The following is a 25,345-nucleotide window of genomic DNA, read 5'->3' as shown; positions in this document are numbered from 1 at the left end:
TGCCCGCTCCGGCGGTTCCCTCGGCTAGCCGGCCCCGTAGAAGTGCGCCTGACCTCCGCGCCACTTCACCCACGCCGGATCGTCCAGCAGATCCTCCGCGTCCGGCAGGCCGGCCCGGCCGAGGAACTCCAAAAGATCCTCGTCCGAGAACGCCACGCCGAGGCTCTCGCCCCGCGCGGTCACCTGGCGGCCACTGGTATCCAGGGCCGGATGCACGACCAAAGGAGCCCGTCCGGACATGTCTCCAGGATCGTCCTTTCCGACGCTCGGCGCATCCCGACGGGCGGCCGAGGGCGCCCGCGGGCGGACGTCGGCCGGGATCCGTCCCGGCTCCGGCGTTCGCGCACCGGGCGGAAAGGGGAAGGCGGCCGGTACGAGGTGGTTGTATGCGTATTGGACACGTCGCCACCGAGGACGTCGGACGTCAGCGCCGGCGCACCGGGTGGGCCGCCACTTCTCTGGTGAGGAGCTTGTGATGGGTGCGATGGACCTGAGCGCGATCGAGGCGGAGCGCCGACGGATCAGGGAGGAACATCTGGCGGGGGAGCGGCCGGCCAGCACGGCCCGTGGTGTGCACCACGTCGCCCTGCTCTCCTCCGACGTGGAGCGGACCGTACGGTTCTACCAGAACGTCCTGGGGTTCCCCCTGACCGAGATGATCGAGAACCGGGACTACAAGGGCTCGACCCACTTCTTCTTCGACGTCGGCAACGGCAACCTGCTCGCCTTCTTCGACTTCCCCGGACTCGACCTCGGCCCCTACGCGGAGGTCCTCGGCGGACTGCACCACCTCGCCATCTCGGTCGACCCCGAGACCTGGCGCGGCCTGCGCGAGCGACTCGACGCCGCCGGGGTCGCGTACACGGAGGAAAGCGGTGTCTCCCTCTACTTCCGCGACCCCGACGGCGCCCGCGTCGAACTGCTCGCCGACCCGCTCGGCGAGATGTACGGCAACGCGGTGCTCTGAGCCCGGCCCGCGGGCGGCGGTACCGGTGCGGGGCGCCGGGGTCCCGCCGCCCGCGGGCGCGGCGCCCGTACGGCCTCAGCGCAAGGTCTCGGCCCAGTTCGCCGGGACGCGCCCCGCGGGGCCGGGCGCGGGCTGGTCGAGCGGATGGCTCCTCGGGGGAGCGAGGTCGGGACCCGACTCGTACAGCTCCGAGGTGTCGTAGTCCCAGAACCAGTTCTCGCCCGGTTCGAAACTCTGGATGACCGGGTGCCCGGTACTCCGCGCGTGGGAGGTGGCGTGCTTGGCCGGGGAATCGTCGCAGCAGCCGACGTGACCGCACTGCGCGCAGCGCCGCAGGTGGAACCACCATCCGCCGGCCGCGTCGCACTCGGCGCAGCCCGCGCCGCTCGGCGGCACGGAGGGGTCGATGCCGTTCGGGGTGGTCATGACGACTCCTCGGAGGTGTCGGTGACGGTCAGGGGGAGGCGGACCTGGAACCGGGTGTCTCCGGGCACGGACCGCACGTGGATGCTTCCGTGATGCTTGTTGGCGACGATCCGCCAGGAGATGTCCAGGCCCAGACCGGTGCCCTCGCCCACCGCCTTGGTGGTGAAGAACGGGTCGAAGATCCGGTCGCGGATCTCGTCGGGCACCCCGGAACCGGTGTCCCGGAACTCGACGAGCACGTTGTCGCCGTCGGCCGCGGTCCGCACCGTCAGGGTCCCCTCGCCGTCCATCGCCGCGACGGCGTTGTCGATGAGGTTCGTCCACACCTGGTTCAGCTCCCCCGGATAGGCGGGGATCCGGGGCAGTGTCCGTTCGTACTCCTTGACGACCTTGATGCCGGACCCCATCTTCCCCGAGAGCATCATCAGGGTGCTGTCGAGCAGGTCGTGGACGTCGGCGACCTGGTAGGGCGCGCGGTCGAGCTGCGAGTACTGCTTGGCCGCGTCCACGAGGTGCGAGATGCGGGTGGTGGAGTCCTCGATCTCGTTCATGAGGAGTTCGGTCTCGACCGTGTAGTTCAGCCACCGGACGGCGCCCTCGAGGGTCGGTCCGTCGACGGCCGCCGCGACCTGGTCCAGCCAGTCCGTGTCGAGACCCGCCTGCACGAAGGTCGGTGCCAGCTGCCAGCCGCCCGCGATGCCGTGGTCGTCGAGCCAGTCACCGAGCGCGTCCTCCCGGTCGGAGGCCTCCAGCGGGCTCAGCGGCGTGGCCTTGGCGACCTGCTCGGCGGTGCGTTCCTGGATCTCGACGAGCGTCTCCAGAGCGTCGCGCGCGTACGGCCCCGACGCGATCATCCCCAGCTTCTGCCGCATGTGGGCCACCCGGTCGCGCAGCGCGGACGTGGCCCGCACGGCCGCCGCCGCCGGATTGTTGAGCTCGTGCGTGAGCCCGGCCGACAGCGAGCCGAGGGCCAGCAGCCGCTCGCGCTGCCCGATGGTGCGCTGGGCGTTCTGACTGCCGAAGAACATGCCCTCCAGCAGGTGGACGGCCATCGGGAACCAGTCCCGCAGGATGGCGGCGAACGTCGCCGCGGGCAGCACGAAGAACCGCGACAGCTCGGTGACCCGCATGGAACCCTTGTACTGCGCGTCCCCCGGGTCGCTGAGATAGGCCTGCATCGCCCCCGCGTACACCCCGCGCTTCGAGGTGCGGCTGATCTCCACGTCGTCCGCGCCGACCCGGCGCGACATCACGACCGTGCCTTCGAGGAGCACGTAGAAGCAGGTGGCCGGGTCGCCCTCGGTGTAGACGGGCCCGGGGTCGAACTCCTCCGTCCGGCCCTCCCGGCACAGCCGGGCCAGCTGGTCGGCGTCCAGTTTCTCGAACAGGAAGAGCGTGCTCAGTTCCGCCGCGTCGCACGGCACCGGCCGCCCGCTCACGACTGCTCCAGATAACGGTGGACGAGCATGACGGCCATGGCTCCCTCTCCGACCGCGGACGCGACCCGCTTCGCCGACTCGGCGCGCGCGTCCCCGGCCACGAACACACCGGGCACATTGGTTTCCAGGTGGTACGGCGGCCGGTCCAGCTCCCAGCCGGAGGGCGGCTGCCCGTCGGGCGTCATGTCCGGGCCCGCCACGATGAACCCGCGGTCGTCCCGGAGCACCGTGCCCTCCAGCCAGCCGGTCAGCGGGGCCGCGCCGATGAACACGAACATCCACTGCGCGTCGACGAGTTCGGTGTGCCCGCTCTCCACGTCGCGCAGGGTCAGCTGCTCCAGGTGGCCGTCGCCGTGCGCGGACTCGACGACCGTGCCGGTGCGGACCGAGATGTTCGGCGCGTCGCCGATCTGCTCGACCAGATAGTGCGACATCGAGGCGGCCAGCGAGGAGCCGCGCACCAGGATGGTCACGGACTTGGCGCCCCGCGCCAGGTACATCGCCGCCTGCCCCGCCGAGTTCGCGCCGCCCACGATGTACACGTCGTGGCCCTGGCACGCCGCCGCCTCGGTCAGCGCCGAGCCGTAGAAGACGCCGCAGCCCGTCAGCTCGGCCAGACCGGGCGCCTCCAGCTGCCGGTACGAGACACCGGTCGCCAGGATCACCGCGTGCGCGGAGATCGCGGAGCCGTCGGAGAACCGGATGGTGCGCGAGGCTCCGGTGACCTCCAGCCCGATCACCTCCCGCGCGGTGAGCATCTCGGCGCCGAACTTGGCAGCCTGCCGACGCGCCCGGTCGGTGAGCTGCGCCCCCGAGACGCCGTCGGGGAAGCCGAGGTAGTTCTCGATCCGTGAACTCTGGCCCGCCTGTCCGCCGGTCGCGGACCGCTCCACGAGCACGGTGCGCAGTCCCTCGGACGCGCCGTAGACCGCGGCACCGAGTCCGGCCGGTCCGCCGCCGATGACGACGAGGTCGTAGAACTCCGAGGTGGGCGTCGTGGCGAGCCCGACGTGTGCCGCGATGTCGGGGTCCCCGGGTTCGACCAGCGGTGTGCCGTCCGGCGTGATCACCAGCGGCAGCCGTTCCCCGTCCTGCCCGGCGGCGCTCAGCAGACGCCGGCCCTCCGGGGTGTCGGACGAGTACCAGCGGTAGGGCACCTGGTTGCGGGCCAGGAACTCCCGTACGCCCGACGACCGCGCCGACCACCGGTGCCCGACCACCTTGCAGGCGCCCACGGCCCGGTAGTCGCTGGCCCGCCACGCGTCCAGGAGATCGTCGACGACCGGGTAGAGCTTCTCCTCCGGCGGATCCCAGGGCTTGAGCAGGTAGTGGTCGAGATCGATCACGTTGATCGCGTCGATCGCCGCGTTGGTGTCGGCGTAGGCGGTCAGCAGGACCCGGCGGGCACCCGGGTACACGTCGAGCGCCTGCTCCAGGAACTCGATGCCGTTCATCTGCGGCATCCGGTAGTCGGCGAGGATCACCGCGACCTGGTCGCCGCGCAGCTTCAGCTCGCGCAGCGCGTCGAGCGCGGCGTCCCCCGACTCGGCGCGCACGATCCGGTGCGCCTCGCCGTAGCGGCGCCGCAGGTCACGGGCTACGGCCCGCGACACACCGGGGTCGTCGTCGACGGTCAGAATGACGGTCCGCGCCGGACCGGCGGCCTGGGTCATACCTCTCCCACCCCGAGCAGGTCGGTTGCGTTCCGGCCGGGCGGACACCGCGGGGCGCCGCCGGGCAGGTACAGACCCAATCGTAGGTACGATCGGTCACCTTTGCTCAGGAACGGGGTACGCGGAGGTCGGCTCCGGCACGTCCGCGGGGCTCGGTCCCGCGGTGCCCGCGCGGTCCGGGAGGGTGTCGTGGACCTTGGGGAGGATGTTCGTGACGTAGTCCCGCACGGCCGTCTCCAGGCCGATGTCGTGCTGGGCGCGCTCGGACAGGAACCAGCGGTGTTCGAGGAGCTCGTGGTACAGCTCGGCAGGGTCCATCGAACCGCGCAGATCCGGCGGCACCGCCCGGACCGTCGGCCGGAACACGTCCCGCACCCAGCGATGGGCGAGCACCTCCGGGCGGGCGGCGTGAAGGTTCCCCGTGCCCCGGCCGGACCGGGAACCTGTGGCGGGGCCGCCGGGCGCGTAGTCGTCCTGGGTGGCCATCCAGCTCTCCAGGTCGTTCAGGAGGCGGCGGGCCTGGTTCTCCTCGGTGTCCAGGCCGGTCAGCCGCAGCAGCTGGCGCTGGTGATGGCCGGCGTCGACGACCTTGGGCACGAAGGTGACGGTGTCGCCGTTCGACGAACTCGCGATCTGCATCTCGGCGACGTCGAAACCGAGGTCGTTGAGACGGCGTATGCGGCGGTCGATGTAGTGGTACTTGCCCGCCGGGTAGACGGAGGTGCGGGTCAGTTCCTCCCACAGCCCCCGGTAGCGCGCGCAGATCTCCGCGCCGAACTCGATCGGGTCCACCGAGGGGTGCAGCGCGCCGGCCGCCTCCAGGTCCAGCAGTTCCCCGCTGATGTTCACCCGGGCCAGGTCGACGTCGTACTCCCGCTGGCCCGGGCTGAGCCGGGGATGCAGATCGCCGGTCTCGGCGTCCACGAGGTAGGCGGCGTACGCTCCCGCGTCGCGCCGGAACAGGGTGTTGGACAGCGAGCAGTCGCCCCAGGCGAAACCGGCCAGGTGCAGCCGCACCAGCAGGACGGCCAGCGCGTCCATCAGCCGGTGCATGGTGGCCGGGCGCATGGTCGTCTCGAACATCGAGCGGTACGGCAGCGAGCCGCCCAGATGCCGGGTGATCAGCACCGGCTCCAGCGGCTCGCCCGCCCGATCGGTGCGGCCGGTGACCACGGCGAGCGGGTCGACCGCCGGGATCCCGAGGCGGTCCAGGCCGAGCAGCAGCTCGTACTCGCGCACCGCCGGCCGCTCCGCGAGCTCCTTGACGGCCACCACCTCGTCGCCGGCGCGCGCGTACCGCACCACGTGCCGGGAGATGCCGCGCGGCAGCGGCACCAGAAGGTGCTCGGGCCACTCCTCCAGGGGCAGCCCCCAGGGCAGTTCGAGCAGGAGCGCGGGATGCTCCGGGTTGGTGGCGCTGATCTGCAAAGCCATGGCCGGGCCGCCCTCACCTCTCAGTCGAACGTCGCTGACGCCCCAGCATCTACGAATGATCGTCGAGGCGGAAGACGCGCCGGGCGTTGCCCGACAGGAACAACGCGGTGGCCTCCTCGTCCAGGCCCAGCTCGTCGAGGTGCTCCAGCGCCCGACTCGGCTCGATCATCGGGTAGTTGGAGCCGAAGAGGACCTTCCGCCGTCCCCTGCCGCGCAGATACGCGACCAGCTCCGGTGGATAGCGGCGGGTCGTGTAGGCGCTGGTGTCGATGTACACGTTCGCGTGCTTGTCGGCGACCGCGATCATCTCCGTGGTCCACGGGTAGCCGATGTGCCCGCAGACGATGGTCAGTTCGGGGAAGTCGAGCGCGACCTGGTCGATGTACGGGATGGGCCGGCCGGTCTCGGAGGGGCGCAGCGGTCCGGTGTGCCCGACCTGGGTGCAGAACGGGACGCCGAGTTCGACGCAGGCCGTGTACAGCGGGTAGTAGAGCCGGTCGGTCGGCGGCAGTTCCCACAGCCACGGCACGATCCGCAGCGCGACGAAGCCCAACTCCTCGACGGCCCGCCGGAGTTCCCGTACGGCGGCGACGGGGCGCCTGAGGTCGGCGCCGGCGACCCCGCGCAGCCGGCCCTCGGACCGGGCGACGAATCCGGCGACCTCGTCGTTGTCGATGAGGGCGCCCTCGGGCCCGTACCAGGCGCAGGACAGAGCGGTGTCCACGTCGGCGGCCGCCATCGCGGCCACCGTGACCCCGACCGGCAGCTCCTCCTCCAGCACCTTCATGCCGGTCCAGCGCCGCAGTGACGCGAACATCTCGTGGTTGGAGTGGCGGAGAGTGGGGTGCTGCATCCACGCGTCGACGACCGGCATGGTCCCGTGTCCTCCCTGAACCCGATGACTGAGCGTCCGCTCACCGCCGACCCTAGAGTCCCGCCGACCTCGGGGGCTACCCGCCCACGGAGTCCACGAGGAGGGTCAGGGCCGCCACGAGCCGGGCGAAACCGGGGCCCACCGCGCCTCCCGGCTCCGTCATGTACTGGTCCCGCCGGATCTCCACCATCAGCGCCGCGACTCCCGGCTCCCGCTCGTGGTACCGCAAGGGGACGTACGCGCCCGCGAACGGGCTGTCGATCCCCACACCGCCGACCCCGGCGAACGCCTTCTCCGCGAGCGCGACCAGTTCCGGCGGGGTGTGGAAGGAGTCGGTACCCAGGCAGATCGGCGGACGCGGCCCGTCACCGTGCAGTTCGTACGGCAGCCGGGCCGTCGGATACGAGTGGATGTCGATGACCACGGCCCGCCCGGTGGCGGCCAGCCGGTCGGTGACCGCTTCCGTCATCGCCCGCGCGTAGGGGTGGAAGTAGCGGTCGACCAGCTGCCGCGGATCGAAGTCCGCGGGCCGCAGCGGTGCCCGGTGCGTCGTGCGGGTGTAGACCGCGCCCATCCCGACCGCCAGCATCTCCTCCCGCTCGTCCGGGAAGCGCTCGGGATCGACGACCAGCCGGGACAGCCGGTTGACGAACCGCCACGGTTTCGACCCGGCGGCCCCGGCCACGGCCGTGGCCAGCTCCGCGGTGTGCGCGTCGGTGATGTGGTCCAGTTCGCCCTCCAGCGCCGCGTCGCCCAGCAGGATGTCCGCGCGGACCGCCGCCGGAATCTCCCTCGCGGAGTGCGGCACGTGCAGGATCACGGGCGAGTGGGCCGCGCCCGGCAGGAACGCGAAGGAGTCCGGTGCGCCGCCCGCGTCGGCGGGACCCGGGGAGTCATGGATGTCGTTCATGGACGATCACTCTGCCAGCCGGGTCCGACAACGGGAGGGCACGACCGGTGCCGTGACCTCGGCCGCGTGACCTCAGCCGCTGCCCCCGTGCCGTGCGTAGTGCTCGATGAGCGCCGCGCGGGTCGTCTCGAGCCGGTGGGCCAGGACGGCGCCGATCGTCCGCGTCACCGACAGTTCCAGCGTCGGATCCTGGTCGAACAGGACCCGCACGTCGGCGGCGTCGAACTCGTACGAGCGAACCGGACTGAACGCCTCGGCGCCGAAGTCCCAGGTGTGCGGCCGGAACAGCCACGACCAGCCGAGCAGGTCACCGGGCCCGAGCTGCGCGACGGTGATCCGCCGGTCGGCGATGACCTGCTGGTACAGGGAGACCGTTCCGGAGCGCACCACCCAGAAGCGGTCGGCGGTGCCTCCCGCTTCGAAGATCTGTTCGTCGGCGGCGAAGGAGACCTCACGCGCCACGCTCATCAGCTTTTCGCGGTGTTCACGGGAGAGAGCCTGCAGGAGCCGGAGAGCAGTGGGCATCGCGGACCTCCATCGGGTCGCCGTGGACCGCGGGGGTCGGCGGCGCCTGTCGTGCCGGTGGTATCCCGTCACCCTCCATTGGAGCCCGAACGGCGTAATCCGTCGCGTCGTGGGCCGGGCGACTTTGCCGCGGGCGGGCCGCGAGCTCCTTGTCCGTGGGGTCATACGGCGGCCCGGGCGGTCACCGTGAAGCGGGCCCCGTCGGGATCGATGAGCAGGGCCTCCGTCGATCCGATCCCCTGCTGGTGGGCGATGCCGCCGTGGGCGCGGGCCGCCCGGACACAGGCCTCCACGTCGTCGACCGCGAAATGGATCTGCCAGTGCGGCCGGAGGGTCGGGTCGGGGGCGGCTCCCACCGCGCCGGAGTAGATCCGGGCCACCACGTCGCCGCCGCTGCGCAGGACGACCTCGTTCTCCTCGTAGTCGACCTCGCAGCAGCCGGGTTCGGTGGAGGCCCAGCCCAGCACCTCCCCGTAGAAGATGGCGGCGTCGAAGGCGTCGCGGGTGTGCAGACGAACGAAGGCGGGAGCCGCGTTGCGCCAGCTTTCCCAGCCCGACACCAGCTCGCCCTCCCAGATGCCGAAGACCGCGCCGTCCCGGTCGGCCAGCAGCGCGGCCCGGCCCGGTGGCAGCGAGATCGGCCCCACCGCGGTCGTGCCGCCGCGTTCCTGGCTGCGGGAGACCGCCTCGTCGGCGGAGGCCACGGCGAAGAACGAGGTCCAGGTGACCGCCGTGCGCGCCACGAAGTCGACCTCGGAGATCCCGGCGACCGGAATCCCGGCGACCCGGGCGATCCGGTACTGGTCGCCCATCCTGGAGCCCGATTTCCATTCCCAGCCGAGCACCGCGGTGTAGAAGTCCTCCGCGGCCCGCAGGTCGCGGGTGGTCAGGCTGACCCAGCAGGGCGCGCCGAACACCGACTGGCTGGTGACGACACCGGTGTGGAGTGTTCCGTCGCTCTTCATCGCCGTCCGTCCTGACTCACTGGCCGGCAGCGGGCGCACCGTGCGCGGGGCCCTTTCCGGGGGCTCCGTACATCAGCTCAGCCGTGAGAGGCCTTCCGTGCCGGAAGGCCTCCGACGGCTTCAGTAGCACCTGCGGATCCGCTGTCCCATCAGAAACAGCATCCCCCGCCCCGGCGCCACGCGCACCACACGACCGCTAGCCGCGCGGACGCTCCAGGGTGAGCAGCAGCCCCTCCACGGCGCCGGGGCCTATGCGGCCCTTGACGTCGGCGGCGGTGATCGCCTTGAGCGCCCAGCCGTCCTCGGCGTGCTTGTTCAGGACCTTCTCCAGCTTGTCGCTGTCCAGCGCGTCGCCGATCAGCGATTCACGGAACGTGACGACCTTGTATTCGTAGGTGTAGGGGGTGCTCATGGCTGTGGAGCTCTCCTGCGTGTCGGACGGCATTGCCGTGGCCCAGCCAACCACTGTTCGCGGATGCGGCACAGGGGTGAACCGGGCGGCGGGGACATCTTTGTTGAAATTTCACGAAGCAACGGGCCGTGCCGGTGTGTCGAAGGCGGGGGAGGGGGCGGCACGGGGGTGCTGCCGGGCGGGCGCCGGTTCCCGCCGCCGCGACGGCGGGAACCACGTGCCCGCGGCCTTCGTGTCCGTGCCCGGCACGACGGCGCGGCGTCATAGCGTGGGCTCCGCGGGACGCGATCACATGACGGCGGACTCAGGGTGGCGCGATGTGCTGGAGTGCGACGGCCGATCTGGCGGCCGGGGCCGGTGTCGCCGCGGTCGGAGTGGCCTGTGTGATCCGGACGCGGAGCCGGGGGGACCTCCCGCTGGCCGCGCTGCCGCTGCTGCTCGGCGCCCACCAGATCGTCGAATCCCTGGTCTGGGACGCCGGCGGCGGTAGGGGGCCCGCCACGGTGGTCTGGGCCGTGATCGCGCTCCCGCTGCTGGCCGTGTGGGTACCGGTGGGGGTGCTGTGCGCGGCACCGCGCCGGGCCCGGCGCCGGCTGACGCTCCCGCTCGCCGTGGGCGTCGTCACCGCGGCGGCCCTCGGGTACGCCGTCGCCGTCGACCCCGTGCGGGCCGAGATCCGCGGCCACACGATGGGCTACGTCGTCGACCTGGCCCGGCCCGAACTGGTCGTCGCGGGCTACCTCTTCGCCACCGTCGGGGCGCTGCTGATGTCCGGGGACCGCGGCCTGATCCTGCTCGGCGTCCTGGTGGCGGTGGGCGCGGCGATCTGCTGGTCGCTGTGGGAGCTGGAGTTCGTCTCGACGTGGTGCGCGTTCGCGGCGGTCGGCTCGGTGGCCCTGCTGGGCTGGGTGAACTCGCGCGGGACCGCCGACCCGCTCGAACCCGTGGACCACGGATGAACCGGCGGACCGCCACCTGGCCGGCCCGGTTCCGTCGGGGAAGGTGTCGGCGTCCCACGGACGAGGGGCCGCCTGCTCCCGGGCTTCCGCGGACGGCCGGCTCCCGACCCGCAGTGGTCGGCCGGCATCCGGCCCGCAGCGGGCGGCGACGGGTCGGATGCCGGCACGCGCAGGACGCCAAGCGAACGACGGCGTCTGGGGTACGGCACGCCCATGACGGCACGCCGATCGCGGCACCCGTCGGACGGCACGCCCGTGACGGCTCCCGTAGGACGGCAGGGCCGACTCACCGGAAGACGTTGTCCGAGTCGTCCAGGATCGACGGCTCGATGAGCTTGCTCTCCCGCGGCACTCGCGACGAGGTCTGGTACATCGCCTCGATCTCGGCCGCGTACCGCTCGGCGATCGCGTCCCGGCGCAGTTTCAGCGAGGGTGTCAGCAGTCCGTTGGACAGGTCGAACGGCTCCGGGAGGACCCGGAAGACCCGGATGGACTCGGAGCGGGACACCGTGCTGTTGGCCGCCGCGACCGCCCGCCTGACCTCCTCCCGCAGTTCGTTCTCCTCGCGCGCGTCCCGCGCGGGCGTCTCGCCCTTGGCCCGGGACGCGCGCCAGTGCGTGACGAACTCCGGGTCCAGGGTGATCAGGGCGCCCACACAGGGCCGGTTGTCGCCCACGACGGCCGCCTGATGGATGAGCGGGTGGACCCGCAGGCGCTCCTCGAGAGCGGAGGGGGCCACGCTCTTCCCCCCGCTGGTGATGATGATGTCCTTCTTGCGCCCGGTGATCGTCAGATAGCCCTCGGAGTCGACCCGGCCGAGGTCTCCGGTCGCCAGCCAGCCGTTCCGGAACGAGGCCTGCGTCGCGGCGGTGTCGTTGATGTAGCCCTGGAACACGGAGGGCCCCCAGACGAGGATCTCCCCGTCGTCGGACACCTGGATCTCCGTGCCCGGCAGCGGGCATCCGACGGTGCCGAACTTCTCCCGGCCGACCGGCTGCGCGGTGATCCCGCCGCTGGTCTCGGTCAGTCCGTATCCGTCGTGCACGAAGATGCCGATCCCCGCGAAGAACAGCGCGAGTTCACGGTTCAGCGGGGAGCCGCCCGACACCGCGCCGCACACCCGTCCGCCCAGCGTGGCGCGCAGGCGCTTGTAGACCGTCTTCTCGTAGAGGGAGTGCTGAAGCCGCAGATCGAAACCCGGGGCCGGGCCCGTGCCCAGCCGACGCCCCTCCTCGGCCAGGGCGAAGTCCTGTGCCGTGCGCACGGCACGCTCGAACAGCGCGCCACGACCGGCCCGTTGGGACGCCCGCAGGAAGTTCTTGTAGATCCGCTCGAACACCGACGGCACGGCGTACAGATAGGTCGGACGGAAGGAGAGCATCGCCTCGGACAGCGCCTCCTCCGTCAGGTCCGGTTCGTGCCCCATCAGGAGGCCGCCGCGCAGACAGAGCCCCTGGATCATCAGGCCGTAGGCGTGGGAGAAGGGCAGGAAGGCGAGGACCGCGGGCTGGACGCCCGGCGGAGCCGCCGTGTGCCTCCAGCCCTCGAGGAGGGTGTCGCAGGGGCTGGCCAGGCTGCGGTGGGTCAGGGCGCAGCCCTTGGGCTGCCCCGTCGTGCCGGAGGTGTACGCGATGACCGCGGTGGAGTCGGCCAGCACGATGCGGCGCAGCGAGTCGACCGCCGTCGCCGGTATCGCACGGCCGCGCTCCACCAGTTGTGCGATCGCCCCGGCGTCCAACTGCCAGACGTGGCGCAGGAACGGGAGCGCGGCGCACGCCGAGCCGACCGTCATGATTCCCTGCTCGTCCTCGACAACGATGCCCACGCAGTGCGCGTCCTTCAGGATCCACTCGACCTGCTCGTGCGAGGACGTCGGGTAGATCGGCACGATCTCGGCGCCGACCGACCACAGGGCATGGCTGAACACCGTCCACTCGTAGCGGGTGCGCGCCATGATGGCCACCCGGTCGCCCGGCCGGATGCCGGACCTGACGAGCCCCCGGGCGACGTCGACCACCTCGCCCCACAGCTCGGCCGCCGTCACCTCGGTCCAGTCGCCCGAGTTCCCTTCGGGGCGGCGCGCGAGCTGGGGCAGGTCGGGGGTGTTGAGCGCCGTCTCGTGAAGACTGTCGGCGAGTCCCCCCTGCATGAGCGCTGCCCGTGGTGAAGGAAGGTGGGACTGGTGCATTCGCCGCTCCGGAGTTCTCCTCGACGTGGCCTCGCCCCCGGAGGCGCCGATGCCAAGGATTCTCGAATGTAGCCCACACGAGCGACGGCCGCGCCCAATTCAGGAAGCAGTTCGCCCGGCGCGGATTTTCCGTGCGCCCGCCTCTGCGGCGGCTCTCACGGGGGCGCCAACGACCATCCGTCCGGCCGCCGTTGGCGGCCGGGGTCGTTCCCGGACGTCAGGGCACGGAACGGTACGAGACGGACTGCTCCCGACTTGCCCGCCGGTGGGCTGTTCCGGCACGCGCGGCCGCGACGCGGGTACGGGGTCCGCTGCGGCCGTCCACGGCACGGGGCGGCACGCATGGCACGGCACCGGACCGGCACGGCACCGGCACCGCGGCGCGCGTCGGTCGGCTCGGCGGGCACTCAAGTGGTGGTCGTAGGACCGTCGTCGCGCTCGGCCCGGGTGCGAATGGAGGTGAGCAGACGGCGCATGGCCCTCGCGTGTCCGCCCGTTCCCACGACGAGCCGGCGGTAGGCGGCGCCGGCGAGGCCGGGAAACTCGGCCCGGCTCTCGGCCCGCAGCCGCGACCGGTCCGGGCCGATCGGCTCGACGCGGAAGACGAGGGCGTAGGACGAGAAGCGGTGGCTCCCGCGGAGGGCGAGTTCGCTCCCCGGGACGGCGGCGGTGACCCGGAAGCCCGGGAGCGTGGAGCCCTCCGCGAAGGGGCGGGGTCCCGACGCCGTCCGGTCCGCGCAGCCGACCAGTCTCGTGTAGCCGGACGCGCCCGGGCGGGCGGCGGATCGTTCGAGGACCTCGGCCAGGCCGCGCCAGAGGGCGTCGGTCCCCGCCGCGACGACGGTCGTGTGTTCGTCCAGGTACGGCAGCGCGTCGGTCCGCACGGTGACCTCCCGAGCCGGTACGGGCTTCCCGGAACCATGATGGCGCGTTCACGTGGCATCCGCCCGGAGCGTCGAGGCCCACGCCGCGGGCCGCCGCGTCGTCGCGATCCGCCGACCGGTCCCCCGTTCACCCTTTCGGGAAAAGGCCTCGGGCTGACACACTCCGCGAGTGCGCGACTTCGACATGCTTGTCATCGGATCCGGCCCGGGCGGCCAGAAGGCCGCCATCGCTGCGGCCAAGCTCGGCCGTCGGGTCGCTGTCATCGACCGCCCCGACATGGTCGGCGGGGTCTCCATCCACACCGGCACCATCCCCTCCAAGACACTGCGTGAGGCGGTCCTCTACCTCAGCGGGATCGGCCAGCGGGATCTGTACGGCCAGAACTACCGCCTGAAGGAGGACATCACCGTCGCCGACCTGACCGCGCGCACCGAGCACGTGGTCGGCCGCGAGGTCGACGTCATCCGCAACCAGTTGTCCCGCAATCATGTGTCCCTGTTCGCCGGCACCGGCCGCTTCGTGGACGACCACACCGTCGCCCTGGTCGAAGTGAACGGCAACGAGAAGCTGTTGAGCGCCGAGCACATCGTCATCGCCACGGGCACGCGTCCGGCTAGGCCCGGCAGCGTCGAGTTCGACGGGCGCACGATCATGGACTCGGACAACGTCCTGAACATGGAGCAGGTGCCGCGCTCCATGGTCATCGTCGGCGCCGGTGTCATCGGCATGGAGTACGCCTCCATGTTCGCCGCCCTCGGCTCCAAGATCACGGTTGTCGAGAAGCGTGCCGCGATGCTCGACTTCTGTGACGTCGAGGTCATCGAGTCGCTGAAGTACCACCTGCGGGACCTGGCCGTCACCTTCCGGTTCGGTGAGACCGTCGCCGCCGTCGAGCGGCACTCCAAGGGCACGCTCACCATCCTGGAGAGCGGCAAGAAGATTCCCGCCGACGCGGTCATGTACTCGGCCGGCCGACAGGGCCTCACCGGCGAACTCGACCTCGACAAGGCGGGGTTGTCCGCCGATCCGCGTGGCCGGATCACCGTCGACGAGCACTACCGCACCGAGGTGCCGCACATCTACGCCGTCGGTGACGTCATCGGTTTCCCTGCGCTCGCGGCGACTTCGATGGAGCAGGGCCGAACAGCGGCGTACCACGCCTGCGGTGAACCGGTGAACCGGATGCACGACTTGCAGCCGATCGGCATCTACACGATCCCGGAGATCAGCTTCATCGGCCGGACCGAGGATCAACTCACCGAGGACTGCGTGCCGTTCGAGGTCGGCATATCCCGCTACCGGGAACTGGCGCGAGGGCAGATCATCGGCGACTCGCACGGCATGCTCAAGCTGCTGGTCTCGCCCGACGACCGCAAACTGCTCGGCGTGCACTGCTTCGGCACCGGCGCGACCGAACTCATCCACATCGGCCAGTCCGTCATGGGCTGCGGAGGCACGGTCGACTACCTGGTCGACGCCGTCTTCAACTACCCGACGCTCGCCGAGTCCTACAAGGTCGCCGCCCTGGACGCGACCAACAAGATCCGGCAGATCGACCGCCTCAGGGACTGACTGCCGCGAGGAGAAGACCAGTTGGTGGGGCGCGGCGTTCCGGCCGCGTCCCGCCCGCAGGGGCCGAAACGCCGTACCGGACTTCGTGAAGGCACTGCGCGACACGGCTGCCGCATGGCACCTTGGTGGGAGGGTCCGGCCCGTCGCTCCCCCCGTGGTGGCGGGCCGGACCTCCGCGCCTCCCGGCGCCTCCTCGCGAGGCCGGCCGCTCCTTCGCGGACGCCCGCTTCCCGTTCCCGCGAGCACGGGCGAGGGCATGGACTCGGCGTCCGGCGAGCCCGGCGGAGAAGCCTCACTTCCCCGATCCGTCATGTCCGGCCGTGGGCGCCGTCACACGTGACAGAGTCGGTGAACAAGCGCTTAGATAGTGGCCAGACCTCGTCCGCGCGCTGGAGGCCCCGTTGCTGTTCACATCCGTCGACGACGTCTCGACACGCCTCGCCGCCACGGGCTATCTGCCCTCACCGGCCGTGGCCACGACGGTCTTCCTGGCCGACCGCCTCGGCAAACCCCTCCTCGTGGAGGGCCCGGCCGGAGTGGGCAAGACCGAACTGGCCAAGGCCGTCGCAGAGGTCGCCGGGGCCCGGCTGGTCCGCCTCCAGTGCTACGAAGGCGTCGACGAGTCACGGGCGTTGTACGAGTGGAACCACGCCAAGCAGTTGCTGCGCATCAGCGCGGGCCGCGACGAGACCTGGGACGAGACCCGCACGGACATCTTCAGCGAGGAGTTCCTGCTGCCCCGCCCGCTGCTGACGGCCATCCGCGGCGACGACCCGAAGGTCCTGCTGATCGACGAGACCGACAAGGCCGACGTCGAGGTCGAGGGACTGCTGCTCGAAGTGCTCAGCGACTTCCAGGTCACCGTCCCCGAGCTGGGCACGATCGAGGCGACCACCCGTCCCTTCGTGGTGCTCACCTCGAACGCGAGCCGCGAGCTCTCCGAGGCGCTGCGCCGCCGCTGCCTCTTCCTCCACATCGGCTTCCCGGACGAGGAGTTGGAGCGCCGTATCGTACGGCTGAAGGTGCCCGGACTCGGCGAGGCGCTCACGGAGTCCGTGGTCCGGGTCGTCGGGGCGCTGCGGGAGATGGACCTGCGGAAGGTCCCGTCGGTCGCCGAGACCATCGACTGGGCCCGCACGCTGCTCGCGCTCGGTGCCGACTCCCTCGACGAGAGCGTCGTGCACGACAGCCTCGGCGTGCTCCTCAAGCACCAGGACGACGTACTGAAGGCGGCCGCCAAGCTCGACCTGGGCGCCGGGTGAAGGCCGCCGTGCCGACGGCCGAGGTCGCCGACCGGCTGACGGGACTCGTCGCGGCGCTGCGTTCGCACGGCATGCGGATCGGCACGGGCGAGACCGTGGACGCCGGGCACGCGATGGCGGCGCTGGGCTTCGCCGACCGTGACCGGCTGCGCGAGGGCCTGGCGGCCACCCTGCTCCACAACCCGGGCCAACGACGGGTGTTCGACCCCGTCTTCGACGTCTACTTCCCCCGGGGCGTCGGAGTGCCGGACGGCCTGCCGCCCACGGACCGGGACGACCTGCGGAACCGCCTCGTGGCCGCGCTGGCCGCCGACGACCGGTCCCTCATGGGCCGGTTGGCCATGGAGGCGGTCGACGGACTCGGCGGCTACGGGGGGACGACGGCGACCGACGGCTGGTCGTCGTACCAGACGCTCGACCGGCTCCGGCCGCAGACGCTGATGGCCCGCGCGCGGGACACGGTCCGTGCCCAGGGCGGCGGTTCGGGGTTCACCGACCGGCTGCTCGAGGACGAGATCCGGCGCCGCATCGAGGCGTTCCGCCGGCAGGTCGCGGCGGAGGCGCGTCGCCGGATCGCCGAGCGCCGCGACCGTGACGAGATCGCCCGGCGAGCGGTCGCCCCGACCGCCGACCGCGTCGACTTCCTGTTCGCCGGACGGGACCGGCTCGCCGAACTGCGCAGGGCCGTACAGCCGCTCGCCCGCAAACTGGCCACCCGCCTCGCCGCGCGCCGCCGACGCGCCAGTCGCGGCAGCATCGATCTGCGGCGCACCCTGCGCGGCTCGCTGTCCACGGGCGGTGTGCCCATGCGCCCCGTGCTGCGCAGACGCCGCCCGGTCCGGCCCGAACTGGTCCTGCTGTGCGATGTGTCGGGGTCGGTCTCGGGCTTCTCGGACTTCACGATGCTGCTGGTGCAGGCGCTGCACGACCAGTTCAGCAAGGTACGGGTGTTCGCCTTCGTCAACCGGGTGGACGAGGTGACCGGGCTGCTCGTGCACGGCGCCGCCGACCCCGAGGGGCTGAGCGCCCGGATCCGCTCGGAGGCGACGCTGACCGGCTGGCACGGCAGCAGTGACTACGGCGTCGCGTTCGGCGAGTTCGCCGAGCGGTACACCGGCGCGGTCGGCTCACGCACCACCGTGTTCGTGCTCGGTGACGCCCGCACGAACATGAGCGACCCGAACCTGCCGGCCGTCCGGCGGCTCACCGGGCAGGCCCGTCGCGCCTACTGGCTGAACCCCGAAGCGCGCTCGCAGTGGGGTACGGGCGACTCCGCGGCCCTCGCCTACGCGGAGCTCGTGGACATGCACGAATGCCGCAACGTCCAGCAGCTCAGCGCCCTGATCGGCCGCCTCCTGCCCGTCTGAACGGCGGGGGAGCGGGCCGCGTGCGCGCCGGCACCGGGCGAGGAGCCCGCGTGCCGTCACGGAACGAGGAGCCTGCGCAGCCATGTGAGGCGGGCGGCGCGGGCGGTCCGGGCCAGCGCGGTGTGCGGGGCGAAGGAGTCGAAGCCGTGGAAGCCGCCCGGCCACACGTGCAGTTCGGCCACGCCGCCGGCCTGCCAGATCCGCGAGGCGTAGTCGACGACCTCGTCCCGGAAGGTCTCCGCGGAGCCGACGTCGACGAAGGCCGGCGGCAGTCCGGACAGGTCGGTGGCCCGGGCCGGCGCGGCGTAGGCGGGCACGTCCGGGCCACCGCGCCGGTCACCGAGCACCGCTGTCCAGGCGGTCTCGTTGGCGTCACGGTCCCAGGCGCCGACGCCCGCCATCTGGCGCGCGGACGGTGTGTCGTTGCGGTCGTCGAGCATCGGATACATCAGCACCTGCCCGACCGGCCGCGGCCCACCACGGTCCCGGGCGAGCAGGGCGAGCGCCGCCGTCAGACCGCCCCCCGCGCTGGCGCCCGCGACGACGATCCGCTCCGGGTCGCCGCCGAACTCCGCGGCGTGCCGCGCCGTCCACAGCAGGCCCGCGTAGACGTCCTCCACCCCGGCCGGGTAAGGGTGTTCGGGCGCCAGCCGGTACTCCACGGACACCACGACCGCGTCCAGTTCCTCGGCCCACTCCAGAACCACCTCGACGCCGGCCCGGTTGGTGCCGAGGACCATGCCGCCGCCGTGCGAGTGGTAGATCACCGGCCGGGGTCCGTCCTTCGGGGCCGTGAGGGGCCTGACCACGAACAGCGAGATGTCCGGGGCGCCGTCCGGACCCGGAACGGTCAGGTCCTCGGTCGCGAAGGTGCCGCCGCGGGTCAGGTCGTACGCGGGCACCGCCAGCTCGGGTCCCGCGCGCAGGGCGGCGATGTCCTCCAGACTGGGCCCGGACGGGTTCGAGGGGCCGACCGCCGCGAGGGCCACGCCGAGTTCGGGGTCGAACGGGGGCGGTACCAACGGCATGACGTCTCCTCGTGCTCGGCGCGGTGGCTCGTACCACCATGATCGGCGCCGTGTTCCCGGACCGGGAGCCGCCGTGTGGCGGAACCTGCCCCGGACGGGGCGGGTCATGCGTGCGGCGGGTGTCACCGGAGGGGTGGGTGACGGTGGGCCGGAGGCACGGAGTGCGCGGAGAAGGGCCCGGAGCCTGCCCTCCGGCAGGTCTGCGGCGGGCGGATCCGGGACCGTTCCCGGCGCGTCGGGCCGACCGGTGGCCGCGCGGGGTGTCAGGAGCCTCGGATCATCTTCTCGACCTCGGGAGGAATCCCGGTGCCGGAGCGGACGGCGACGAAGCGGGCGTCACCGGGGTCGTCTCCCACCGCGATGCCGATGGCGGGGTCGAGCCCCTCGACCGCGTAGGCGGTCGTCGGTGTGGACGCCGTGTCGCCGTCACCGTTGTCGTTCGGCGTGTCGTTGCAGGACGGAAGGCTGGCGGGACCGAGCCTGCCCCCGACCTCGAAGTCGACGTTGGCGAGGTCCTGGTACTCCTGGTTGCGGTAGTGGACCAGGAACACGCAGGACGCGGACGCGTCACCCCCGTCCGCCGACGACGTGCAGGCGACCGGCATCGCGAGGACGACCGCGGTCAGCAGCATCCCCACGGGTCCTCTGCGGGTCATGAGTACGGCTTTGATCACGATCGGCCTCCCTGAACACGACGATCCATCTCCCGACTACGACGCCGCGGAGACCATATGCGTTCGACGGAGGGGCCTTCACCTGCCCGCGGGGCGCGGGAGGGGCACGAGAGGGGTGCAGGTGTCCGGCTGCGGCGGCCCCGCCGGCCGTCGGCCACGGGGCCGTGACGCACCCGCCCGCCGCGGTGGGCCCGAGGGCGTCACCGCGGCGGGCCGGTGGTAGGTCAGCCGATGATGCGGTGGGTCGTCCAGAACGACGTCAGGTCCGTGGTCGTGGCGGCCTGGGCGGCCGCCTTGAACTCGGCCGTGGTGGAGACGCCGTACCAGTGCGAGGCGGCGTAGTCCTTGAGGAGCTTGGCCATCACGGTGTCGCCGAGCAGCCGTCGCAGGTCGTGCAGGGCGCACTTGCCGTAGCCGTAGACGACGGTGGAGTAGCGGGAGGAGTGGGTGTCCCAATAGGCCATCGAGTTGGTGATGTTCTCCGCGCTGGAGGCCCAGGAGACGTTGTTCCAGCAGCCGGTGCCGCTGAGGCCCTGCGCGAGGTCGGTGGCGTAGTCCGTGAACGACTCGTCGAGCCAGGGGCTGTTGTACTCGTCGTCGCCGACGATCCCGTAGAACCACTGGTGGGCGATCTCGTGGGTGAGCGCCGTGGTGCTGACCAGGTCGAGGACGAAGCCGGGGTACTCCATGCCGCCGAACCAGTAGTTGTTGTCGATCACCGCGTCCAGCTCGCCGTACGGGTAGGCCCCGAAGCGCGCGGCGTGGGCGTCCACGGCGGACTTGGCGGTGCTGAGCATGGACTGCGCGCTGGAGGAGCTGATGCCCGTGACGGAGTAGACGTTGATCGCGGTGCCGGCGGTGGAGGTGCCGGAGATCTTGGTGAACGGCCCGGCGGCCCAGGCGAATTCACGGACCTTGGAGGCGGTGGCCGTGGTGATGGTGCGACCGCTGGAGCCGGCGGTGTCGACCGAGGTGCCGGTGGCGGGCACGAGCACGCTCGTCGGGTGGTCGAGGGTCACCTTGAAGTCGGAGGCCAGGGCGTAGAAGGACTCGCCGTTGTTGGTGTACGGGTCGAGGTGCCAGCCGGAGCCGTCCTTGACCGCGAGCACGGGCAGGGCGTTGCCGATCATGCTGAAGGCGCCGTCGTGGCCGAACCGGTCGGCGCCGGCGGGCACGGTGATCCCCAGGTCGAAGCCGATGGACGTGCTCTGGCCCTGTGCCAGCGGTGTCGTCAGGGTGATCTTGAGGGCCGTGCAACTGACGGAGAGGGCACCCGCGGTGCCGCCGCTGACGTTGCTGACGACGATGGGCATCGCGGAGCAGGTGCCGTGGTAGTTGTCCCACAGCCTCAGGTAGACCTCGCTGAGCGCGGTGGAGGAGGCGTTGGTGAAGGTCGCGCTCTCGTGACCGGTCCAGACGGTGCCGCTCGTGTTGCTGGTCAGACTGACCGTGTACGCGGGGGCGGCGGGGGTGCGGGTGGAGTCGGCCGGCGGGGCCGTGTCACCGGAGGTGTTGAGGGCCACGTCGTCGAGGACGAAGCTGGTCTGGAGGCTGGAGTCCTCGGTGCCGGTGAAGGCCAGGGTGACGGTCTGGCCGGCGAACGCCGACACGTCGAACGTCTTCTGGGCGTACCCGGTGGCCTTGTTGAGGTTCGAGTACGTCGCGAGCGTCGTGCTGCCGATCTTCGCCGTGAGCTTGTCGTAGGCCGTCGACGAGGTCGTCTCCGCCGTGTCGATGTGCAGCCAGAACGTGAGGCTGGCGCTGCTGCATCCGGACGGGATCGTGACGCTCTGGGAGAGCGTGTCGGTGTGGGTGCCGCCGACGCCGTCGAGCCAGGCGAAGCTGGTGCCGCCGTGGGCGCTCTGGCCCGAGCGGTTGGTGATCACGGTGGTCGAGGACTGGGTCCAGGGCGAAGTGCCGCTCTCGAAGCCGCCGTTGGTGACCACCTGGGCCGGGGTGCAGGCGGCTGCCGCCGCCGTGGGCGCCGTGCGCGGCGCGGCCGCCGCGGGGGTGTTGGGGAGCGAGACTGCGGCCAGCGCGGCGACGGCCAACAGGCGCGCCGCGAGGGCCTTGCGGGGGGTCGGTCTCACACGAATCTCCTTTGAGGCGGCCGGGATTCCGGCCTGCTCGGTGGCCGCCCGGACGACTGGGGTGCGCCGCTGGGCCGGCCGCGGGCCGCGCGCGGGTGCGCGTGGTCGCTTGGTGAGATTTCCGTGCCGTCGCCCTGGGGTCAGGACGACGGCATTCGGAAGCCTGACAGATTTGACCGAGGCATGCCATAAAGGTGAGGGAAAGGAGATCCGTGGACGTGAGCCGCTCAGGCCTCCGGTTCGCTCAGCGCGGGCGTCAACCGCGCCCATGGATTGGGGAGTTCACCCGTCACCGGCCCGGCCACCGCCGCACCGCGCTCACGCGCGGTGCGGACGGCGAGCGGTACGAGCGCCTCGGGGACGCCGTAGACCAGATGACAGAACCGCTCGGGCGGATGCCGCGCGGTCCACTCGGGTCTGCTGAACGCCGCCACGTACGTGGACCAGTGACCCTCGAACGTCACGAGCAGATCCGCGAAGCGGGCGTACCCCGGCGCGGGATGGACCCCCGTGTTCAGCACGACCGGATCCGCGCCGAGCCGGCGCACGCTCTGCACCAGCCGCTTGCAGGCCGGCAGCGCCTCCGCGGTCGGCGCCACCTGGTCGAGGAAGCAGCCCTGCGTCCCGTACCAGTCCCGGTGCCGCAGGACCTCGTCCGCGATGTCGTCCGGATCGCGCGCGCCGTAGTCGGTGTCGACGTAGCCGAGGAGCCGGGCGCCCGCCGACCGCAGAGCCTCGGCCGCCGCGGTGAACGCCGGATCGGGGTCCGAACCCGGTCCGTCGGCCGGGTTGATGACGACACCGTACGTACGGTCCGCCGACGTGATCAGGCGGTGCCAGGCACCCGGGTCCTCCCCCGGGTGCACGTACAACGGGATCAGCAGACTCATGGCGTCCGGTCGCCTTCGGACGGCCGGGCGCGGGCCGTGGTCGTGACGGACGTCCAGAGCGCGGTGAGCGAGTCGTCGAGGGTCAGGGACGGCCGCCAGCCGAGGGCCTCTCCGGCGGCGGTGATGTCGGAGCACTGCCACGACACGTCACCCGAGCGGGCGGAGCCGCCGCCGTTCTCCTCGATCCGCCCCCGGAACCCGGCGACGCGCGCCAGCCCGTCCACCAGGTCCCGCACCGGAACGGCCTTTCCGCCGCCGATGTTGAGAACCTTCGGCAGTGGCCCGGGCGTCGTCGCCGCGGACACCGCCGCCCGCGCCACATCCCGTGCGTCGACGAAGTCGCGGTACGCCGACAGATCGCCCAGCCGGATCACCGCGTCCGGGTCGGGGCCCGCCTGGCGGAGCAGTCCCGCGATGCGGCCCGGCAGTCCGGCGGCCGGAGCCCCGGGCCCCACCGGGTTGCCCACCCGCAGCACCACCGCGTCGAGCCCGGACGTCGTGACGGCGACCGTCCCGGCGAGTTTGGTGGCCCCGTACGGGGCCACGGGACAGGTGGCCGCCGACTCCGTCACGAAGGCGTCCCGTATGCCGGGACCGTATTCCGCGGCCGAGCCCAGATGGACCAGCCGGGCCGCCGGGGCCGCCTCACGCAGCGCCGCGCACAACGCGGCGGGGCCACGGGAGTTGACCTCGGCGAGGGTCACGGCGTCGCCGCCGGTCGCGCCGGCGCAGTTGATCACGGCGTCGGGCGCGGCCGCCGCCAGGATGGGAACCAGCCGCTCCTTGGGAGCGGTGGCCAGGTCGATGCCGAACTCCGCGGCGGGCGAGCGGCCGCCGCCGAGCACCCGCACGCCGCTGACGGCGTGCAACTGCTCGACGACATGGCCGCCCAGGTAGCCGGTGAAGCCCAGGACGAGAATGCGCATGCGGTGGTCAGGCTCCCTTGAGCAGCATCGACTTGCGGGTGGTGAACTCGGCGTTGGCCCGGTCGTAGTCGTCCGGCCGGCCGATGTCGAGCCAGTACCCGTCGAAGTCGTAGGCGTGCGGTTCGTTGTGGCTCCGCAACAGGTCCAGGACCAACTCGTCGAAGCCCAGAGGCAGCCCCGGCGTGTAGCCCTCCAGCGTGGACCGCGACAGACCGTACACGCCCATCGAGACGCGGTAGTCCATGCTCGGCTTCTCCGTGAAGGCGACCACCTTGCTGTCGGAGGTGGTCAGCACACCGAAGTCGATGTGCACCTTGCGGGCGTACGTCGCGATGGTCAGCGGCGCTCCCGAACTCCGGTGCCGCACGAGGACGTCGGCGTAGTCGAGGTCGGTGAGCACGTCGCCGTTCATCACGAGGAACGACTCGGGCAGCCGGTCGCGCAGGGTGAGCAGGGGACCCATGGTGCCGAGCGGGCTCTCCTCGGTGGCGTAGTCGACGGCCATGCCCCACTGGGCGCCGTCCCCGACATAGGCGCGGATGATCTCGCCCAGGTGGCCTATGGCGATGGTGCAGCTGGTGAACCCGGCCGTGGCGAGCTGGCGCAGCACGATCTCCAGGATGGCGTGCTGATCACCGATGGGCACGAGCGGCTTGGGCAGCGCGGTGGTGTAGGGCCGCAGCCGGACGCCCTTGCCTCCCGCCAGAATCACTGCGTGCATGGGACTCCTCCTTCGTGGGACGTGCCGGACAGGGTCAGATGTTGTAGATGCCGGTCTTGTAGCGGGCCAGGTTCGCCGGTTCGCGGAAGAACTCCACGGTCTGCGCGAGTCCTTGCTCCAGATCGTGGGCGGGGCTCCAGCCGGTCGCCCCGGCCAGCCGGGTCGCGTCGGCCACCAGCCGCATCACCTCGGAGTTGGCCGGCCTGATGCGCCCCGCGTCCTCCTGGACGTCCAGGGCCGTATCCATCACCTTGCCGATCAGCGCCACCAGGTCGCCGACGGAGATCTCGCCGCCCGTACCGGCGTTGAACGTCCGGCCCACGACCCGCTCCGCGGGCGCCGTGCCCACGGCGAGGAACGCCTGCGCGGTGTCCTTGACGAACGTGAAGTCGCGGGTGGGCCGCAGATCGCCGAGCGTGATGACGCGTTCGCCCGCGGCCACCTGGCCGATGACGGTCGGGATGACCGCGCGCATCGACTGGCGCGGGCCGAAGGTGTTGAACGGCCGGAGCGTCACCACCGGGGTGTCGAAACTCGCGTGGTAGCTGTCGGCCAGCCGGTCGCCGCCCGCCTTCGAAGCGGCGTACGGGGACTGGGTGTTGATGGGGTGGTCCTCGGTGATCGGCACGGTCTGCGCGGTTCCGTAGGTCTCGCTGGTGGAGGTGTGCACGAGCCGGGGCGTGCCGAGGGCCCGCACCGCCTCCAGCACGTTGAGGGTGCCGGTGACGTTGGTGTCCACGTAACTGTGCGGCGCCCGGTAGGAGTACGGGATCGCGATGAGCGCGGCCAGGTGGTACACGCAGTCGGCGTCTTCGACCAGACCGCGGACCGAACCCGGGTCCCGGACGTCGCCGAGGACGATGTCCACCTGGTCCAGGACGTCGGGGTGCAGGGTCTCCAGCCAGCCGTACGAGGAGAAGGAGTTGTACTGCGCCATGGCCCTCACCCGGTACCCGGACGCGACCAGCGCCTCGGTGAGGTGGGAGCCGATGAAACCCTCGGCTCCGGTGACGGCGGCGAGCGGTTCGGTGGTCAACTCGTGTGTCCTTCCGGTCGGTTGCTCATATGTCGGACAGAAAACGCGCGCAGGACGCGCGAGGTGGATCGGTGCGTGGGGCCGCCCGCCGGACACGGCCGTCGGGCGGCCCCGGACGGCGG

At 71.7% G+C, this 25,345-nt stretch carries 24 protein-coding genes; 5 read left to right on the top strand and 19 right to left on the bottom strand.

Annotated elements, in window-relative coordinates; all coding sequences use genetic code 11:
* Nucleotides 1–24: 24 nt before the first annotated feature.
* Nucleotides 25–240, bottom strand: a complete 216-nt coding sequence (locus ACFYW7_RS08190) for a hypothetical protein (RefSeq protein ID WP_389499315.1) — start codon at nt 238–240, stop codon at nt 25–27.
* A gap of 235 nt (nt 241–475) precedes the next feature.
* Between ACFYW7_RS08190 and ACFYW7_RS08185 the strand changes: the two genes are divergently transcribed.
* Nucleotides 476–967 (top strand): VOC family protein, encoded by a 492-nt coding sequence (locus tag ACFYW7_RS08185; RefSeq protein ID WP_389499313.1) that lies wholly within the window; start codon nt 476–478, stop codon nt 965–967.
* A 75-nt stretch (nt 968–1,042) separates the two neighbouring features.
* Here ACFYW7_RS08185 and ACFYW7_RS08180 read toward each other — a convergent pair whose 3' ends face one another.
* The 9 genes from ACFYW7_RS08180 to ACFYW7_RS08140 all read right to left on the bottom strand — a co-directional run bounded on the left by ACFYW7_RS08180 (nt 1,043) and on the right by ACFYW7_RS08140 (nt 9,625).
* A complete protein-coding gene (locus ACFYW7_RS08180; protein ID WP_389499311.1) occupies nt 1,043–1,393 on the bottom strand; it encodes a UBP-type zinc finger domain-containing protein in 351 nt (116 codons plus the stop codon).
* Complete coding sequence (locus tag ACFYW7_RS08175; RefSeq protein WP_389499309.1) at nt 1,390–2,832, bottom strand: ATP-binding protein; 1,443 nt, start codon at nt 2,830–2,832, stop codon at nt 1,390–1,392. The genes ACFYW7_RS08180 and ACFYW7_RS08175 overlap by 4 nt, the downstream gene beginning before the upstream one ends.
* On the bottom strand, nt 2,829–4,505 hold the full coding sequence (locus ACFYW7_RS08170; protein WP_389499308.1) for an FAD-dependent oxidoreductase: 1,677 nt from the start codon (nt 4,503–4,505) through the stop codon (nt 2,829–2,831). Before ACFYW7_RS08170 ends, ACFYW7_RS08175 begins: the two co-directional genes overlap by 4 nt.
* A gap of 96 nt (nt 4,506–4,601) precedes the next feature.
* Nucleotides 4,602–5,939 (bottom strand): DUF4032 domain-containing protein, encoded by a 1,338-nt coding sequence (locus ACFYW7_RS08165; protein WP_389499306.1) that lies wholly within the window; start codon nt 5,937–5,939, stop codon nt 4,602–4,604.
* 49 nt (nt 5,940–5,988) lie between these two features.
* Nucleotides 5,989–6,813 (bottom strand): amidohydrolase family protein, encoded by an 825-nt coding sequence (locus tag ACFYW7_RS08160; RefSeq protein ID WP_389499303.1) that lies wholly within the window; start codon nt 6,811–6,813, stop codon nt 5,989–5,991.
* 76 nt (nt 6,814–6,889) lie between these two features.
* A complete protein-coding gene (locus ACFYW7_RS08155) occupies nt 6,890–7,723 on the bottom strand; it encodes an N-formylglutamate amidohydrolase (protein ID WP_389499300.1) in 834 nt (277 codons plus the stop codon).
* A 72-nt stretch (nt 7,724–7,795) separates the two neighbouring features.
* On the bottom strand, nt 7,796–8,248 hold the full coding sequence (locus ACFYW7_RS08150) for a cyclic nucleotide-binding domain-containing protein (protein WP_389499298.1): 453 nt from the start codon (nt 8,246–8,248) through the stop codon (nt 7,796–7,798).
* A gap of 161 nt (nt 8,249–8,409) precedes the next feature.
* Complete coding sequence (locus ACFYW7_RS08145) at nt 8,410–9,213, bottom strand: VOC family protein (protein WP_389499296.1); 804 nt, start codon at nt 9,211–9,213, stop codon at nt 8,410–8,412.
* Between the two features lie 196 nt (nt 9,214–9,409).
* Complete coding sequence (locus ACFYW7_RS08140) at nt 9,410–9,625, bottom strand: DUF4177 domain-containing protein (RefSeq protein WP_389499294.1); 216 nt, start codon at nt 9,623–9,625, stop codon at nt 9,410–9,412.
* A 317-nt stretch (nt 9,626–9,942) separates the two neighbouring features.
* Between ACFYW7_RS08140 and ACFYW7_RS08135 the strand changes: the two genes are divergently transcribed.
* Complete coding sequence (locus ACFYW7_RS08135; protein ID WP_389499292.1) at nt 9,943–10,584, top strand: DUF6629 family protein; 642 nt, start codon at nt 9,943–9,945, stop codon at nt 10,582–10,584.
* A 286-nt stretch (nt 10,585–10,870) separates the two neighbouring features.
* On the opposite strand, the gene ACFYW7_RS08130 is transcribed toward ACFYW7_RS08135, so the two are convergent.
* Both ACFYW7_RS08130 and ACFYW7_RS08125 read right to left on the bottom strand, forming a co-directional pair.
* Nucleotides 10,871–12,772 carry an AMP-dependent synthetase/ligase gene (locus ACFYW7_RS08130; RefSeq protein ID WP_389499290.1) on the bottom strand — a complete coding sequence of 634 codons (1,902 nt, stop codon included), beginning with the start codon at nt 12,770–12,772 and terminating at the stop codon, nt 10,871–10,873.
* Nucleotides 12,773–13,179: 407 nt separating this feature from the next.
* A complete protein-coding gene (locus tag ACFYW7_RS08125; protein ID WP_389499289.1) occupies nt 13,180–13,656 on the bottom strand; it encodes a hypothetical protein in 477 nt (158 codons plus the stop codon).
* A gap of 169 nt (nt 13,657–13,825) precedes the next feature.
* On the opposite strand from ACFYW7_RS08125, the gene sthA reads away from it, so the two are divergent.
* From sthA to ACFYW7_RS08110, 3 genes are all read left to right on the top strand, one after another.
* Entirely contained in the window at nt 13,826–15,229 is a 1,404-nt protein-coding gene (gene sthA / locus ACFYW7_RS08120; protein WP_389499287.1) for a Si-specific NAD(P)(+) transhydrogenase, read from the top strand.
* Nucleotides 15,230–15,633: 404 nt separating this feature from the next.
* Entirely contained in the window at nt 15,634–16,491 is an 858-nt protein-coding gene (locus ACFYW7_RS08115; RefSeq protein WP_389500388.1) for an AAA family ATPase, read from the top strand.
* A gap of 71 nt (nt 16,492–16,562) precedes the next feature.
* On the top strand, nt 16,563–17,858 hold the full coding sequence (locus tag ACFYW7_RS08110; RefSeq protein WP_389500386.1) for a VWA domain-containing protein: 1,296 nt from the start codon (nt 16,563–16,565) through the stop codon (nt 17,856–17,858).
* A gap of 56 nt (nt 17,859–17,914) precedes the next feature.
* Here the strand turns inward: ACFYW7_RS08110 and ACFYW7_RS08105 are convergent, their stop codons facing one another.
* The 7 genes from ACFYW7_RS08105 to ACFYW7_RS08075 all read right to left on the bottom strand — a co-directional run bounded on the left by ACFYW7_RS08105 (nt 17,915) and on the right by ACFYW7_RS08075 (nt 25,223).
* The gene (locus ACFYW7_RS08105) at nt 17,915–18,886 is read right to left on the bottom strand and encodes an alpha/beta hydrolase (protein WP_389499285.1); all 972 of its coding nucleotides are present in this window, start codon (nt 18,884–18,886) and stop codon (nt 17,915–17,917) included.
* 263 nt (nt 18,887–19,149) lie between these two features.
* Complete coding sequence (locus tag ACFYW7_RS08100) at nt 19,150–19,560, bottom strand: DUF6281 family protein (protein WP_389499283.1); 411 nt, start codon at nt 19,558–19,560, stop codon at nt 19,150–19,152.
* Nucleotides 19,561–19,784: 224 nt separating this feature from the next.
* Nucleotides 19,785–21,650, bottom strand: a complete 1,866-nt coding sequence (locus ACFYW7_RS08095; protein ID WP_389499281.1) for a M1 family aminopeptidase — start codon at nt 21,648–21,650, stop codon at nt 19,785–19,787.
* 227 nt (nt 21,651–21,877) lie between these two features.
* Nucleotides 21,878–22,540 (bottom strand): spherulation-specific family 4 protein, encoded by a 663-nt coding sequence (locus ACFYW7_RS08090; protein WP_389499279.1) that lies wholly within the window; start codon nt 22,538–22,540, stop codon nt 21,878–21,880.
* On the bottom strand, nt 22,537–23,466 hold the full coding sequence (locus ACFYW7_RS08085) for an NAD-dependent epimerase/dehydratase family protein (protein WP_389499277.1): 930 nt from the start codon (nt 23,464–23,466) through the stop codon (nt 22,537–22,539). Before ACFYW7_RS08085 ends, ACFYW7_RS08090 begins: the two co-directional genes overlap by 4 nt.
* Before the next feature lie 7 nt (nt 23,467–23,473).
* Complete coding sequence (locus ACFYW7_RS08080; RefSeq protein ID WP_389499275.1) at nt 23,474–24,187, bottom strand: NDP-sugar synthase; 714 nt, start codon at nt 24,185–24,187, stop codon at nt 23,474–23,476.
* Between the two features lie 34 nt (nt 24,188–24,221).
* Nucleotides 24,222–25,223, bottom strand: a complete 1,002-nt coding sequence (locus ACFYW7_RS08075) for an SDR family NAD(P)-dependent oxidoreductase (RefSeq protein WP_389499273.1) — start codon at nt 25,221–25,223, stop codon at nt 24,222–24,224.
* Between the last annotated feature and the right edge of the window lie 122 nt (nt 25,224–25,345).

This window comes from Streptomyces sp. NPDC002580, assembly GCF_042889485.1.
GTDB lineage: Bacteria > Actinomycetota > Actinomycetes > Streptomycetales > Streptomycetaceae > Streptomyces.
Note: the sequence above shows the minus strand (reverse complement) of the source record. Positions and strands in the feature narration are given on the sequence as shown.

Excerpts from the sequence above, each read along its gene's own strand:
- ACFYW7_RS08190 (WP_389499315.1), bottom strand. The coding sequence starts at position 240 with ATGTCCGGACGGGCTCCTTTGGTCGTGCATCCGGCCCTGGATACCAGT.
- ACFYW7_RS08185 (WP_389499313.1), top strand. The coding sequence starts at position 476 with ATGGGTGCGATGGACCTGAGCGCGATCGAGGCGGAGCGCCGACGGATC.
- ACFYW7_RS08180 (WP_389499311.1), bottom strand. The coding sequence starts at position 1,393 with ATGACCACCCCGAACGGCATCGACCCCTCCGTGCCGCCGAGCGGCGCG.
- ACFYW7_RS08170 (WP_389499308.1), bottom strand. The coding sequence starts at position 4,505 with ATGACCCAGGCCGCCGGTCCGGCGCGGACCGTCATTCTGACCGTCGAC.
- ACFYW7_RS08165 (WP_389499306.1), bottom strand. The coding sequence starts at position 5,939 with ATGGCTTTGCAGATCAGCGCCACCAACCCGGAGCATCCCGCGCTCCTG.
- ACFYW7_RS08160 (WP_389499303.1), bottom strand. The coding sequence starts at position 6,813 with ATGCCGGTCGTCGACGCGTGGATGCAGCACCCCACTCTCCGCCACTCC.
- ACFYW7_RS08155 (WP_389499300.1), bottom strand. The coding sequence starts at position 7,723 with ATGAACGACATCCATGACTCCCCGGGTCCCGCCGACGCGGGCGGCGCA.
- ACFYW7_RS08150 (WP_389499298.1), bottom strand. The coding sequence starts at position 8,248 with ATGCCCACTGCTCTCCGGCTCCTGCAGGCTCTCTCCCGTGAACACCGC.
- ACFYW7_RS08145 (WP_389499296.1), bottom strand. The coding sequence starts at position 9,213 with ATGAAGAGCGACGGAACACTCCACACCGGTGTCGTCACCAGCCAGTCG.
- ACFYW7_RS08140 (WP_389499294.1), bottom strand. The coding sequence starts at position 9,625 with ATGAGCACCCCCTACACCTACGAATACAAGGTCGTCACGTTCCGTGAA.
- ACFYW7_RS08135 (WP_389499292.1), top strand. The coding sequence starts at position 9,943 with ATGTGCTGGAGTGCGACGGCCGATCTGGCGGCCGGGGCCGGTGTCGCC.
- ACFYW7_RS08130 (WP_389499290.1), bottom strand. The coding sequence starts at position 12,772 with ATGCACCAGTCCCACCTTCCTTCACCACGGGCAGCGCTCATGCAGGGG.
- ACFYW7_RS08110 (WP_389500386.1), top strand. The coding sequence starts at position 16,563 with ATGCGGATCGGCACGGGCGAGACCGTGGACGCCGGGCACGCGATGGCG.
- ACFYW7_RS08105 (WP_389499285.1), bottom strand. The coding sequence starts at position 18,886 with ATGCCGTTGGTACCGCCCCCGTTCGACCCCGAACTCGGCGTGGCCCTC.
- ACFYW7_RS08090 (WP_389499279.1), bottom strand. The coding sequence starts at position 22,540 with ATGAGTCTGCTGATCCCGTTGTACGTGCACCCGGGGGAGGACCCGGGT.
- ACFYW7_RS08085 (WP_389499277.1), bottom strand. The coding sequence starts at position 23,466 with ATGCGCATTCTCGTCCTGGGCTTCACCGGCTACCTGGGCGGCCATGTC.
- ACFYW7_RS08080 (WP_389499275.1), bottom strand. The coding sequence starts at position 24,187 with ATGCACGCAGTGATTCTGGCGGGAGGCAAGGGCGTCCGGCTGCGGCCC.